This is a genomic window from Paraburkholderia solitsugae (assembly GCF_013177695.1).
In the GTDB taxonomy this organism is placed as follows: Bacteria; Pseudomonadota; Gammaproteobacteria; order Burkholderiales; family Burkholderiaceae; genus Paraburkholderia; species Paraburkholderia solitsugae.
Genome location: NZ_WOEY01000104.1, coordinates 23439 through 38668, shown reverse-complemented (window position 1 = coordinate 38668; position 15230 = coordinate 23439). Strand labels below are relative to the sequence as shown.

The 15230-nt window shown below is 62.9% G+C and carries 7 protein-coding genes; 5 read left to right on the top strand and 2 right to left on the bottom strand.

The window, feature by feature from the left end; all coding sequences use genetic code 11:
- Positions 1-504: 504 nt before the first annotated feature.
- Entirely contained in the window at positions 505-1383 is an 879-nt protein-coding gene (locus GNZ12_RS26685; RefSeq protein ID WP_172315190.1) for a LysR family transcriptional regulator, read from the bottom strand.
- 109 nt (positions 1384-1492) lie between these two features.
- On the opposite strand from GNZ12_RS26685, the gene GNZ12_RS26680 reads away from it, so the two are divergent.
- The 4 genes from GNZ12_RS26680 (at position 1493) to cuyB (ending at position 7524) form a co-directional block, all read left to right on the top strand.
- Positions 1493-3259, top strand: a complete 1767-nt coding sequence (locus GNZ12_RS26680; RefSeq protein ID WP_172315189.1) for an acyl-CoA dehydrogenase family protein — start codon at positions 1493-1495, stop codon at positions 3257-3259.
- Complete coding sequence (locus GNZ12_RS26675) at positions 3256-4530, top strand: CaiB/BaiF CoA transferase family protein (protein WP_235993898.1); 1275 nt, start codon at positions 3256-3258, stop codon at positions 4528-4530. The genes GNZ12_RS26680 and GNZ12_RS26675 overlap by 4 nt, the downstream gene beginning before the upstream one ends.
- Before the next feature lie 75 nt (positions 4531-4605).
- Entirely contained in the window at positions 4606-5925 is a 1320-nt protein-coding gene (locus tag GNZ12_RS26670; protein WP_172315188.1) for an MFS transporter, read from the top strand.
- A gap of 87 nt (positions 5926-6012) precedes the next feature.
- Positions 6013-7524: a cysteate racemase gene (cuyB, locus tag GNZ12_RS26665; RefSeq protein WP_172315187.1), complete on the top strand. Its 1512-nt coding sequence runs from the start codon at positions 6013-6015 to the stop codon at positions 7522-7524.
- A gap of 243 nt (positions 7525-7767) precedes the next feature.
- Here the strand turns inward: cuyB and GNZ12_RS26660 are convergent, their stop codons facing one another.
- The gene (locus GNZ12_RS26660; RefSeq protein WP_172311230.1) at positions 7768-8757 is read right to left on the bottom strand and encodes an IS1595 family transposase; all 990 of its coding nucleotides are present in this window, start codon (positions 8755-8757) and stop codon (positions 7768-7770) included.
- A 142-nt stretch (positions 8758-8899) separates the two neighbouring features.
- On the opposite strand from GNZ12_RS26660, the gene uvrA reads away from it, so the two are divergent.
- Positions 8900-14815, top strand: a complete 5916-nt coding sequence (uvrA, locus tag GNZ12_RS26655; RefSeq protein ID WP_407947734.1) for an excinuclease ABC subunit UvrA — start codon at positions 8900-8902, stop codon at positions 14813-14815.
- The last annotated feature ends 415 nt before the right edge of the window (positions 14816-15230 follow it).

The window sequence follows — 15230 nt, the reverse complement described above, 5'->3', positions numbered from 1 at the left end:
CAGGTCGCTCAATCGTGCAGGTCGCGAGGACAACTCGCGCCCGTAAATTGCTCCCTGCGGCTGACAGCTGCCACCTTGAACACCGGTTCGCCGCTTGACTTCCAATACGGTTGCTTTTCTTTGCGGCCGGTGTATAGACCGGAGACATAGCTGGCAAAGAAAAGTAGGTGCCTGCCCCGCACAGGGGCGACGCTAATAAACCAATATCAAATCAAGGAAAGGCCAACACCGTAGGCACACAGAAACAAAGCGCCGCGCAGGCTAACAGATCAAGGAAAGGCCAACGCCGTAGGCACACAGAAACAAAGCACCGCGCAGGCTAACAGATCAAGGAAAGGCCAACGCCGTAGGCACACAGAAACAAAGCGCCGCGCAGGCTGACAGATCAAGGAAAGGCCAACGCCGTAGGCACACAGAAACAAGCGCCGCGCAGGCAAACAAACCAAAGCAAAGCCCAACGCCGCAGGCATACAGAAACAAAGCGCCGCGCAGGCGAAAAAACCCTTATTTCCCCTTCTCAAGATACTCAACAAACCGATCCGCGACAGGCTCCGAATCCCCCGCCCTTCGCAAAAGCAAAACCTGCGACAAAAGCGTCTCGCCCTGCAAGGGCAAAAAGCAAACCCGTGGATCCTGCACCTGCCGCAAGGTAAACGGCACCAACGCCACCCCCATCCCAAACCCGACCATCGTCACAACGGTCTGCCACAACCGCGCCTCATGGCGAATCAACGGACTAAACCCAGCCCCCACACACTGCGCGATGATCAGATCGTGATAATGCGGCGACACCGTGCGCGGAAACAGAATAAACGGCTCCTGCGCCAACGCCCGCAAATCAACCCTGCGCTTTCGCGCCAGCGGATGATCAACCGGTAAGCAACACAAAAACGGCTCGGAAAAAATCGGCGTCGAAATCACATCCGACGGAAAATTGCCCCAATGCGCACAGCCCATGTCGATCTGCATCCGCTGGATCGCATGCACCTGCTCGCTGGTGTTCATCTCCTTCAGAACGATTTCGACACCCGGGTAGTCAGCCTCGAAACGACTCACCGCCTGCGGCATACCGCGATACAACATCGAATTCACAAAGCCGATGCGCAAGCGGCCAGCCAGCCCGTGCGCCGATCGAACCGTGATGCGTTCGGCTTCGCCAGCCTGCAGCAGCAAGCGGCGCGCCTCGCCCAGCAGCACCTGCCCCGCGTTCGTCAGCGCGACCGTCTTGTTGGTGCGTGCGAGCAGTTGCACCCCCAACTGGTCCTCGAACTTGCGGATGTCGAAACTGAGCGCCGGCTGCGAAATGAACAGACGTTTGGCCGCGCGGCCGAAATGCAATTCCTCGGCGACCGCCACGAAATAGCGTAATTGCTTCAGGTCCACGGCAGTCTCCGGTTCTTCCATCGATAAGCAACGTCTATCGTACCGGATATAAGTTGTATTAGACGATTATCAAAGCCGCTTCTATGCTCCATCCACAAAGGAGACACGCATGAGCGAAATCACCGCGCAGCCGGCACACGGCTCGTCCAATATTCCCGACAGCCGGGGCATCAACTTCTTCAGCAGCGATCCCGACTTCGCCCGTTTGCTCAAATTGCATCTCGGCGACGCGCTGTATCAGGAACTCGAAAGCCAGCTCGTTTCCCTAGGCCAGCGAGCGTCCGACGAACTCGACGTCTGGGCACTGTCCGCCGACAGGAATCCGCCGCAATTGCGGCATCGCACGCGGCGCGGCGAAGCGCTGCAAAGCATCGACAAGCATCCCGATTACGTCGCGCTCGAACGCGTGGCCTACGCGGAATTGGGGCTGGCGTCGATGAGCCACGACACCCGCGAAGGTAAGAAAGCGCCGCCGCCGCTGGTCAAATACGCGCTGACCTTCCTGTTCGTGCAGGCGGAATTCGGCCTGTGCTGCCCCGTCAGCATGACCGATTCGCTCACGCGTACGCTGCGCAAATTCGGCGCCCCCGAACTGGTCGCGCGATTTATGCCGATGCTGGCGTCGCGCGATTTCGACACGTTGTTTCAGGGCGCGATGTTCATGACCGAACAGGCGGCGGGTTCGGATGTCGCCCGTATCGCGACGCGTGCGGCGCTCGAAACCGGCGTGAATGGTGAAGAAACGTGGCGTCTCTGCGGTGACAAATGGTTCTGTTCGAACGCCGACGCCGATCTCGCGATGGTGCTCGCGCATGTGGACAATGCGCCTGCCGGTATCAACGGCCTTGGGCTGTTCCTGCTGCCGAAAACGCTGCCCGATGGTTCGCGCAACAGCTATCGGATCGTGCGTCTGAAGGACAAGCTCGGCAGCCGCTCGATGGCGAGCGGCGAGATCGTGCTGGAAGGGGCCGTGGCGTATCTGATCGGCGAAGTGGGGCGCGGCTTCCACCAGATGGCCGACATGATCAACATGTCGCGTCTGTCGAACGGCGTGCGTGCGGCGGGTCTGATGCGCCGCGCGTTGACCGAGGCGTTGCACATCGCGCGCCATCGCGAAGCGTTCGGCCGCAAGCTGATCGATATGCCGCTGATGCAGCGGCAATTGCTCAAGATGATGCTGCCCGCGGAGCAGGCTCGCTCGATGTTCATGCAGATCGCCTTGCTGCTGGAAAAGGCCGACGCCGGCGATCGGCAGGCGGCGAAATGCGTGCGCATCCTCACGCCGCTGATCAAGTTCCGCGCTTGCCGCGATGCCCGTCGCGTGACCGGCGACGCGATGGAAGTGCGCGGCGGCACGGGTTACATCGAAGAGTGGAGCGACGCGCGTCTCGTGCGCGACGCGCATCTCGGTTCGATCTGGGAAGGCACCAGCAACATCGTCGCGCTCGACGTCGCGCGCGCGGCAAAACGGGACGGCGCACTCGAACCGCTGCGCACGTATCTGCAGGATATGCTCGGCACGGCAGGCTTGCCGGCTGGGAGTATGAAGGTGCTTCGTTCTACCTTGACTCGCGCTTGCGATGCCCTGGTGAGCGTCGCCGAGTGCGGTCGCGATGAATCGGTCCGACAGGCGGGCACGGCCTTGTATCACGCGAGCACTGCCGTACTCATGGCTTGTGAAGGCGCGCGCCTCGCGCCGGATTTCCGGCGTCTCGCGCTGAGTCACCTGGTGTTGCGGCACAAGCTGTTGCCGTTCGATCCGCTCGACGTGCAGACGTCTTCGGATGAAAACAGCGTCATCGATGCACTGGTCAATGCCCGCGGCGTGACGGTCGATCAGGCGCTGCAACTGCTGCCGGTAGAGAGCGAGCAATGACCGAACATGTGAACGATGCCACGCAGGACGCACGGCACAGGAAGCAGACGAAGCAGACGCAGGACGCCCTGGACGCCCAGGACACGCGCCACACGCAAGGCGCGTTACAAGGCATCAAAGTCATCGACCTCAGTCGTGTACTCGGCGGCCCTTACTGCACTCAGGCACTGGCTGATCACGGCGCCCAGGTCATCAAGCTGGAGCCCCCCGGCGGCGACGAAACGCGCGGTTGGGGGCCTCCGTTCTACGGTGACACCGCGTGGTATTTCGCTGGCGTCAACCGCAACAAGCAGGGCATCGCGGTCGATCTGTCACGTGACGAAGGCCGGGACATCCTGTGGAAGCTGCTCGAAGACGCCGACGTGCTGGTCGAGAACTTCAAGCCCGGCACGCTCGCGCGCTGGGGCATGGACTACGAGCGTGATTTGCGCGAGCGTTTCCCGAAGCTGATTCATTGCGCGGTATCGGGCTTCGGTCCCGATGGCCCGCTCGGCGGCTTGCCGGGCTACGACGCCGCGATTCAGGCGATGACCGGCTTGATGAGCGTGAACGGTGAACGCGACGGACCGGCGACGCGTGTCGGCTTGCCGGTCGTCGACATGGTCACCGGTTTGAATGCGCTGGCCGGCATTCTGCTGGCGCTGGCGGAGCGCACGAAAAGCGGGCGTGGCCAATCGATCGATATCGCGCTGTACGACTGCGGCGTGTCGCTCCTGCATCCGCATCTGCCGAACTATTTCGGCTCGGGCCACACGCCCCAGCGCAGCGGCAACGCGCATCCGAACATCACGCCTTACGACAGCTATCGCACCGCGACTGCGCCGATTTTTCTCGCCGTCGGCAACGACCGGCAGTTCGCGCGCCTGTGCGCGCATCTCGGCGCACCGGAACTGGCAGAGGATCCGCGCTACGTGGATAACCGCAGCCGCTGTGCACATCGCGAGCCGCTGAAGGACGCGCTCGAGCGCTTGCTCGCATCGCATGATTGCGAGCCGCTCGCGCAGGCATTGATCAATGCAGGCGTGCCGTGCGGGCCGGTGCAAACCGTCGACGTCGTCGCGCGCCATCCGCATACGCTGCATCGCGGCATGGTGATCGAGATGGGCGAGTATCGCGGCACGGCGTCGCCGATCAAGCTGTCGCGCACACCGGCCACGTATCGCAGTGTGCCGCCGACGCTTGGCGGCGACACACGCAAGGTACTCGACGCACTGGGTATCGACACGGCAACCCAGCAGCGTTTGCTCGAAGCGGGCGTACTGAAAGCCTGACCGTTGGCAGCAGTTTTCCGGTGACGGCACGAAGAAGCCGCGCCATCCAGAAGAAAGACCTTGGAGACGAAAGACATGAATCGCGAGCCAGACGACCACGCCGCAGGCCGGCAACCCACCCGCGCCGCAGCAGCGGCATTTGTGGGCACCACGATCGAGTGGTACGACTTTTACATTTACGCCACCGCATCCGCGCTGATTTTCGGCAAGCTGTTTTTCCCGGGCAGCGACCCGTTCTTCGCCACGCTGGCTTCGTTCGGCACCTTCGCGGTGGGCTTTTTCGCGCGGCCGTTCGGCGGCCTCGTGTTCGGTCACCTCGGCGACCGTATCGGCCGCAAGAAGGCGCTCGTGGCGACGCTGGCGATCATGGGCGTCGGCACGGTCGGCATCGGTTTCCTGCCGACGTACGCGGATGCCGGCGTATGGGCGCCTGTGTTGCTGGTGCTGCTGCGTGTGGCGCAGGGCATCGCAATCGGCGGCGAGTGGGGCGGCGCGGTGCTGATGGCAAGCGAACATGCGCCGCAGGGACGGCGTACCTTTTTCGCTTCGTTTGCGCAGCTCGGCAGTCCGGCGGGGTTGATCCTGTCGCTGCTCGCGTTTCGCGCGGTGGCGTCGATGGATAAGGAAGCGTTTCTTAGCTGGGGCTGGCGCCTGCCGTTTCTCGCCAGCGCAGTGTTGCTCGTGGTGGGTTTGCTGATCCGCGCGGGTGTCGACGAATCGCCCGAATTCAAGGCGCTGAAAGCGCAACGGCGAGTGGCGGCGCTGCCGGTCGCCGAGGTGGTGCGCGACGCATGGCGCACGGTGCTGTTGTGTCTTGGCGCGAATGTGATCGGCGTGGCCGGCGCCTGGTTCGTCAACACGTTCATGCTGAACTACACGACGCAGACGCTTGGGCTCGACCGTTCGCTGATTCTCGATTGTCTGTTTGTGGTGGCGTTTATTCAGTTGTTCACGCAACTGGGTTCCGGGTGGTTTGCGCAACGGATCGGTACTGGAAGGTTTTTGAAGGGCGCGGCGGCGTTGGCGATGCTTTCGCCGTATCCGATGTTCGCGCTGGTATCGACTGGGCGGCCCGTGGCGATCGTGGTCGGCATCGCGCTGGCGGTGATGTGCATGTCGAGTTCTTATGCGGTGATGGCCGGTTTCATGTCGACCGCGTTCGAGGTGCGGGTCCGGTATTCGGCCATTTCGTTGTCTTATCAGGTGTGCGCCGCACTGGCGGGCGGGTTGACGCCTTTGATCGGGACGTTGCTCGCGCATCGATATCCGGGCGCATGGTGGCCGTTGGCGGTGTTTTACAGTTGCCTCGCCGGGGTCTCGCTGGTGTGTATCAGCACGTTGGAGCGCCGCAAGCGAGGCGAGGCGCGAGGGGTTGTCGAAGTGCCCCAGGCATAAACCCGCTATTTCGTGGTTAACACCATCCTGAATCCCCAAAAGCATCCTAATATCAAGGCGAAATGAAAAACGACAGGGGAAGCCACCATGTATCGTCATCTTTCGCTGGGTGTCGTGACAGGGGCGTCGGCGCTCGCCAGCGTCGACGTGTTGAGCAGGATGAGCACCGCCTGGCGCCGGCCCGGCGCGGCCAAACCATTCGACTTCGTCCTTGAGCAGCAATCATGGCCTGGACCGGCTTCGCAAAGCGCCGCGAGCGCGCGGTTCAAGATCCACGTGTTCGATACGATTCGCGCCTTCGAGAAACGCGGTGTCGATGCGATCGTCTTGCCGTGCTTCCTCAGTCACACCTTCATCGACGAACTCTCGGCGAACGTGGCTTTACCGATCGCCAACCTCATGGCTGCGCTCCTTGCGCATGTGCGGCAAGCGTTTCCGTCGGTTCGCCGCGTCGGCGTGCTGACGTCCGACGCGATTCGCGGTAACGGTCTCTTCGAACGCTATTTCGACAGCGCGCAGTTCGACGTCCTGCATCCGCGCAACGAAGCGGGCGTCGATCGCGTAACGCGTGCTGTGTACAGCGACGAAGGCATTAAAAGCGGTCATCTTTACGGCCAGCCAGTCGAGTTGCTGCGCGCGGCGTGTGCGGACCTCATTGCGCAAGGCGCCGAGATCATCGTGCCTGGGCTCGCCGAAATCTCTCTGGTGGCGCGCTGGCTCGGCGCGCTGGAAGTGCCGTTCGTCGATAGCAATCTGGTCTATGCACGCTACGTCGCGGCGGCGCAATATTCGCAGCCGGAGCGAAGTTTCAAGGTCGGCGTGCTGGGCGGTATCGGCCCGGCGGCGACGGTCGATTTCATGGCGAAACTGGTGCGCAACACACCGGCCGCGCGCGATCAGGACCACATCAAGGTGATGGTCGAGCAAAATCCGCAGATTCCGGACCGCACTGAAGCGCTGCTCGGCAATGGGGACGATCCGACACTCGCGCTCTACGCCGCCTGTAAGAAGCTCGAAGAGGGTGGCGCCGATCTCATCGCGATTCCCTGCAATACGGCGCATGCGTTCGTCGAACGGATCCAGCCGTCGTTGAGCGTTCCGATCGTCAATATGCTGACCTGTACCGCCGATTATCTGCGCGAGACTTTCCCGAGCCTGCGCGAAGTCGGTGTGCTGGCCACCTCGGGCACGCTGGCGAGCGGGGTCTATGAGAAGCCGCTCGAAGCGTGCGGCCTCGTGCAGGTCGCGCCGGCGGAGGCCGCCCAGGCCCGGCTCATGAACGCGATTTACGGGGCGCGCGGCGCCAAGGCGGGCTACACGTCAGGCGAGTGCTGTGACGACGTCGCCGCAGCGGTGGATGACCTGGTCGCGCAAGGCGTGCAGGTCATCGTGCTGGGCTGCACTGAGTTGCCGCTGCTGCTGCGCGGTTCAACGCTGGCGCGGCCAGACGGGCGGGTGGTGCAGCTTGTCGATCCGACCGAGGTGCTGGCAAAACGCTGCGTGGCTTATGCGCTGGCCGGAAGCGGGGTGATGCGGGCGGCTTCGGAACCGGCGCCGCCGATGGCGGGCCGGCTTCGCGTGGAAAGCGCTTACGGCTAGACCCAGCTAGACCCAGCTTGCGTGCGGCGCCGCGCAGCAAAGCCTTGCAATTCCCACCCTCCGTCGCCACCTCCTGAACGCTGCGCGGTCCCTCCTGAAACGGCTGAGCGCGCCCCAATCGGTTGATCGGGGCGCGCTCAGCGTCGCCATTCATGGCCCGAAGCGCTGCGAGCGCGCAACCGTGCCGCGTCATGGAAAACTGTATAAATATAAGGGCTATCCATTTAGCTCCACAATTTCACATTATGGTGAAGCTTTGACCTTTGGCGGACGTTGCGCGATCTGGCGATACGTGACGGGTTCGGCCACTACGGCCTGCTCAAGCAGGCGGTAAAAGAGCTGGCCGCGGGAACGCGAGGTCCGGCGGTTGAAGCGAAACACAAACTCGTCGAGATAATGGTCGAGTTGGAGTGGCTTCACGGCACCGTGGTGGGTGCCAAGCAGCCAGCGCTTAAGCAGTGCCGACACGCGGTGCACGCCCGGCATCGAGATATGTGCGGGGCTGTCAGCGCCACTCATGACGATCCGCTTATGCTGATAACCCTCTTCGGTCAGGCCATGATAGATGGAGGAGCCATCGGTGTGAAGTAACGAGCCGGGTTCCACAACCTCCCGCACGAAGGGCAAAACGCATGCGGAGGTATCGTCGGCAATGGGTTGCAAACGGATACGTCCGAAACCTTTGGGTTCCAGGATTTCCACGGCCACCGCAATGAGAGCCTTGGTCGTGTGGCTCTTGCGCCCGGCACTTGACTGGGCGACTCGCCGGTCGTGAATGGCCAGATAGACCTCATCAACCTCAACCATGCCGGCCAGCCGCTCGCGCCCCGGCCTGACCATCGCCCGACGAAAGCGGTGCAGCATGGTCCATGCCGTTTGATAACTGCCCAGCCCCAATACCCGCTGCAATCCCAAAGCGCTGACGCCATGTTTCTGGCTGGTTATATACCAGGCCGCCGCCAGCCAGACCTTTAAGGGTGTGCGCGTCTTCTCGAAGATTGTGCCCGCCGTGACCGTGCCCTGATGACGGCAGGATTGGCACATTAGCCGGGCGCGGCTGGCACGATAGGGGGCGTCCGTGCTTGCACAGGACGGGCACACAAACCCGTCACGCCAGCGCAACCGTTCGAGATAGCGAAGACAGTCATCCTCGGTTGCAAACCAGTCCAGAAACTGGCTCCATGTTCGAGGGAAATCTTCACCGGCAGTCGGGGTATGCTTGAGTTCGCTCACCACTCGATCATGGCGCAAGTGGAGCTAAATGGATAGCCCATATAAATATACAGTATAGTATCCCGCTGCAACCTGGCCTTTGGCGTGTCCTCCCGCTGGCCAGGTGTCCCGAACTTGCGCGGTCGCGAGGCGTCCGTGAGAGGTGGTCCACTCATTCAGACGGTCGGAAAAATTGGCTTCCAATAACCTAATCCGCATTCGCGGCGCGCGTCAACACAACCTGAAGAACGTCGATCTCGACGTACGAACCGGCGAAATGACGGTCGTCACCGGCCCATCCGGTTCCGGCAAATCGAGCCTCGTGTTCGACACGTTGTACGCGGAAGGGCAGCGGCGCTACGTCGAAACCTTCAGCGCCTACGCCCGGCAGTTTCTCGACCGCATGGACCGGCCGCAAGTCGACCGGGTCGACGGCGTGCCGCCCGCCATCGCGATCGACCAGACCAACCCGGTGCGCAGTTCGCGTTCCACCGTCGGCACCATGACGGAGCTCAACGATCACCTGAAGCTCCTCTACGCGCGCGCGGCCGAACTGTTCGATCGCAAGACCGCCCAGCAGGTGCGCCACGACACGCCCGAAACGATCTATGCCGAGCTGCTCGAGCGCACTGCGGGGCATGATCCGCGGCTGGTCGTCACGTTTCCGGTCGAGTTGCCGGACACGGCGTCCGAGCAGGAAGTGGAGCAATGGCTCTCCGCGAGCGGTTACACGCGTGTACAGGCGCAGCGCGAAGTCGATTCGCCGACCGGCAAGCGCAAGCTGCTCGACGTGGTGGCCGACCGCTTCCGCCTAAGCGCGGTCGAGAAGCCGCGCGTGGTCGAGGCCATCGAGGCCTCGCTCAAGCGCGGTGGCGGCCGTGTCAACATCTACGTGCTGCCTGCCGCGCCAGAAGCGCCGGAGGCGAAAGAACCTGAACCGCAAATCTGGCGTTTCTCCACCGGCCTTCACAGCCCCGAGAGTGACCTGCGCTATGCGGATCCGCAGCCGGCGCTGTTCTCGTTCAATTCGGCTTACGGCGCATGCGAGGTCTGCCGCGGTTTCGGCCGCGTGATCGGTGTCGACCTCGGTCTGGTGATTCCCGACGCGCGCAAGACGCTGCGCGACGGCGCGATCAAGCCGATGCAAACACCGGCCTGGAAGGAGTGCCAGGACGACCTGATGCGCTACGCGGCAAAAGCTGATATCCGCCGCGGCACGCCTTGGGGCGAGCTGACGGATGCCGAGCGCGACTGGGTCATCAACGGTTCGCCGGACTGGAACGGCAAGTGGCAAAGTCATTGGTATGGCGTCAAACGCTTCTTCGAATATCTCGAATCGAAAGCGTACAAGATGCACATCCGCGTGCTGCTGTCGAAGTACCGCAGCTATACGCCGTGCGAGACCTGTGGCGGCGCGCGTTTGAAAACGGAATCGCTGTTATGGCGCCTCGGCAGCAAGCAGAATGCGGACGAGGGGCTCGCGGCCGAAAAGCGCTTCATGCCGCGCGGCGTCGAGTGGACGCGTGCGCAACTCGAGGCGTTGCCGGGTCTGACGGTGCACGATCTGATGCTGATGCCGATCGAACGCATCCGGCGTTTCTTCGACGAGATCAACCTGCCGAGCGCGCTGCTCGACGACGCACTCAAGCTGTTGCTCGCCGAAGTGCGCACGCGCCTCAAATATCTGTGCGACGTCGGCCTCGGATATCTGACGCTCGACCGGCAAAGCCGCACGCTGTCGGGCGGCGAGGTGCAGCGGATCAACCTGACCACGGCGCTCGGCACGTCGCTGACCAAAACCCTGTTCGTGCTCGACGAGCCGAGCATCGGCCTGCATCCGCGCGATCTGAACCGGATCGTCGAAGCCATGCATCGGCTGCGCGATGCGGGCAACACGCTGGTGGTGGTCGAACACGATCCCTCGGTGATGCTCGCGGCGGATCGTCTGATCGACATGGGTCCGGGGCCAGGCGAGCGCGGCGGCTCGATTATTTACGACGGCGCGCCTGAGGCGATCCGCTCGTCCGGCACGCTGACAGGCGAGTACCTGGGTGGTCGCCGGCATGTGGCGGACGCGGCGCACTGGTCGCAGCGTCCGGTGGATGACAGCACGCCGCGCATCGTGCTCGAAGGCGCGACCCAGCACAACCTGCGCGACGTCACCGTCGAGATTCCGCTGCAGCGGCTCGTCTGCGTCACGGGCGTGTCGGGCTCCGGCAAGTCCACCTTGCTGCAGGATGTTTTGCATCCGGCCATGGCGCGGCACTTCGGTCTCGCCACCGAATCGCCGGGCGCATTCAGGCGCCTGACGGGCGCCGACCAGGTCACTGACGTGGTGTTCGTCGACCAGTCGCCGATCGGCAAGACCGCGCGCTCGAATCCGGCCAGCTACGTCGGCGCTTTCGACGAAATCCGCAAGCTCTTCGCCAAGGCGCCACTCGCGCAACAACGCGGTTACGGCCCCGGCATGTTCAGCTTCAACTCGGGCGACGGGCGCTGTCCGACCTGCGGCGGCTCGGGTTTTGAACACATCGAAATGCAGTTCCTGAGCGACGTCTACCTGCGTTGCCCGGATTGCGATGGGCGCCGTTATCGCGCCGAGTTGCTCGAAGTGAAAATCGAGCGCGGCGAACCGGCGCGTGCTTTGAGCATTGCCGATGTGCTGGAATTGACGGTAAGCGAAGCCACCGCTTACTTCTCCAAGGATGCCGAAGTATTGCGCGTGCTGCAGCCGATCGTCGACGTGGGTCTCGAATACGTGAAGCTCGGCCAACCGGTGCCCACGCTGTCCGGCGGCGAAGCGCAGCGGCTCAAGCTGGCCGGTTTCCTCGCGGAATCGGCGCAGGCGCGCACCGCGCGCAGCGCGAAGCAGCCGGTCGCAAAACGCCTGTTCATGTTCGACGAACCGACCACCGGTCTGCATTTCGACGACATCGCCAAGCTGATGCAGGCGTTCGGCAAACTGCTGGCGAGCGGCCATTCGCTGATCGTGATCGAACACAATCTAGACGTGATCCGCGCAGCCGACTGGCTGATCGACCTCGGTCCTGAAGGCGGCGATGGCGGCGGCAGGGTGCTATGCGCGGGCACGCCGGAAGACGTCAAGCTCTGCCCGGAATCGCATACCGGCGAGGCGCTGCTGCAATACGACCGCGCCATGAGCGCCGCAGCCGATCCGGCGTCGCAAGGCATCCCGCTGCAAAAGGCACTGAGCGCGGCGCGTGCGCGGCGGGCTATCGAAGGCGAGGACGTGGTGCGCATCGTCAATGCGCGCGAGCACAACCTGAAAGCGCTGGATGTGGATATTCCGCACGGCAAGTTCAACGTGATTACCGGTGTGTCCGGTTCGGGCAAGTCCACGTTGGCCTTCGACATTCTGTTCCACGAAGGGCAGCGCCGTTACCTCGAATCGCTCAACGCGTACGCACGTTCCATCGTGCAGCCGGCCGGGCGGCCCGAGGTCGACGCGGTGTATGGCATTCCGCCCACCGTCGCAATCGAACAGCGTTTGTCGCGCGGCGGCCGCAAGAGTACGGTGGCGACCACGTCCGAAGTCTGGCACTTCCTGCGCCTGCTGTATGTGAAGCTCGGTCTGCAACATTGCATCCACGACGGCACGCCGGTCACGTCGCAAAGCGTCGAATCGATTGCGGCGCAATTGCTGCGCGATCATAAAGGGCAGCACGTCGGTTTTCTTGCGCCGCTGGTCGTGAATCGCAAGGGCGTCTATACCGATCTCGCGAAGTGGGCGAAAGCGCGTGGCAATACGCATCTGCGTGTGGACGGCGAGTTCGTGCCGGTGGACCCGTGGCCGAAGCTCGATCGTTTCCGCGAGCACACGATCGAGTTGCCGGTGACCGACCTCGTCGTGTCGCCGGACAACGAAGCGGAACTGCGCCAGGCGCTCGACCAGACGCTGGAAATCGGCAAGGGCGTCATGCATCTGCTGGCGCCGCTCGACGGTTTGCACGACGCGATCAGCGGCGGCCATGCCACGGCGAAACTCGGCACGGTGAAGGTACTGTCCACCAAGCGCGCCTGCCCCGTATGCGGCACGAGCTATCCCGAACTCGACCCGCGCATGTTCTCGTACAACAGCAAGCATGGCTGGTGTACGACGTGCGTCGGCACGGGCCTCGCATTGACGCGCGAACAACGCGCGGCATACGACGATACCGTGATCGTCGACGACAACCGCGGCCGCGAGCAGAGCTTGCCGTCCGAGGAACAGGAGCCGGAAGGTCTCGTCGACGAACCGTGTGCGGATTGTGCCGGTACGCGTTTGAACCCAACCGCACGCGCGGTCACGTTCGGCGAACAGGCCATTGTCGACGTCGCGCAATGGACGGTGTCCGACACGCGCGCGTGGATCGACACGTTGGAGATGACCGGTCGAGACGCGGAAATCGCGCGCGATGTAGTCAGCGAAATCGGCAGCCGCCTGCAATTTCTGGAAGAGGTCGGGCTCGGTTATCTGAGTCTCGATCGTGCGGCGCCGAGCCTGTCGGGCGGCGAAGCGCAGCGTATCCGGCTCGCCGCGCAACTGGGCAGCAACCTGCAAGGCGTGTGCTACGTGCTCGACGAACCGACCATCGGTCTGCATCCGCGCGACAACCAGATTCTGCTCAACGCCCTGCGAAAACTGGGCGAAAAGGGCAATACGCTGGTTGTGGTCGAACATGACGAAGACACGATTCGGCGTGCTGATCACATCATCGATATCGGGCCGGGCGCGGGCAAGCGCGGCGGCACACTGGTCGCGCAGGGCAGCGTGGCCGATCTGTCGGCGCAGCCCGATTCGGTGACCGGGCAGTTTCTTGCCCATCCGATCGTGCATCCGTTGCAGCCGCGCCGCGAGGTGGTTGCGTCGAGCAAACGCGTAGCCGCGGTGCCGGAGAACTGGCTGACGGTGCACGGCGGCAAGCTGCACAACCTGCAGAACGTCACCGTGGGCATTCCGCTTTCACGGCTGGTGGCGGTGACCGGCGTGAGCGGTTCGGGCAAATCGACGCTCGCGCGCGACGTGCTGATGACCAATTTGCTGGATGCCGTAGGGCGCTCGGTGTTGTCGTCGCCGGCCACGCGGCGGGCGCGTGCGGCGACCGAGACCCAGCCGGCGGCGAACCGGCGCTCGAGCGTGTTGGCGCGCACGGCGCCGCGCACGCCGCTGAACGTCACGCATGCATGGCAGGGGTGTGATTCGATCACCGGTTGGGAAAGCATCGACCGTGTGCTCGAAGTCGATCAGACACCAATCGGTAAAACACCACGGTCGTGTCCGGCGACCTACATCGGCGTGTGGGATGCAATCCGCAAGCTGTTCGCCGGCACGCTCGAAGCGCGCGCGCGTGGCTACACGGCATCGCGTTTCTCGTTCAACACCGGCGAAGGACGCTGCCCTGCTTGCGAAGGGCAGGGCGTGCGCACCATCGGCATGAGCTTTCTGCCTGACGTGAAGGTGCCGTGCGACGTTTGCCACGGGCAACGCTTCAACCCGGAGACGCTGGCGGTCACCTGGCGCGGCAAGAATATCGGCGACGTGCTGACCATGGAAATCGACGAAGCCGTCGAGTTCTTCGCGCCGATCTCGAACATCGCGCATCCATTGCAATTGATGAAAGATGTCGGCCTCGGTTACCTGACGCTTGGCCAGCCGTCGCCTACGTTGTCGGGCGGCGAAGCCCAGCGTATCAAGCTCGTCACCGAGTTGAGCAAGGTGCGCGACGACATCACCCGGCGTGGTCAGAAGGCGCCTCACACGCTGTATGTGCTGGACGAACCGACTGTCGGCTTGCATATGGCGGACGTCGCGAAGCTGATTCGCGTGCTGCATCGTCTCGCGGATGGTGGCCATAGCGTCGTTGTCATCGAGCACGATCTCGACGTGATTGCCGAGGCGGACTGGATCATCGATCTCGGCCCGGAAGGCGGTGTGGGTGGCGGCACCATTGTCGCCGCTACGGATCCCGAAGGATTATCCCGCGTCGCCGCCAGCCACACCGGCGCAGCATTGCGTCCCGTGCTCGCACGAACGCAGAACGACAAGGCACGGGTGACTGCCGAGGGAACCAACGGTTGAGGCGTCGGAGCGGCGCAACCGACGTTGCGCTGCTCCGGCTGGGTCGTTCAGTCCGAATAACCGCACGCGCCGGGTTACGCGCAGCCAACCGTCACTTGAATTTACCCACGTGCGGTTGTCGAGACGCCCGGCGTGTCTAAGCCGGACATTATCGGCTGTGTCGGCTATATGTAATTAATTAGAATGAAGTTGTAATTATATAAATGACGTAATTGAAATGTGTGTTTAGAGTGTCGTAAATACCGCTAAAAAGATTTTCAAACGCAGTTTTCCTTCTGCTATCTTCTCGCCTTCGACGCCGGCCCTCCGCCGGTGCTCGACTATCACGTCAAACACACTGTTCGCGATCTGCTCCCGGTTGTCATGCAGCCATCGCGAAAAGCCCGCCGGGCGGGCTTTTCGCGCTAGGTATCAC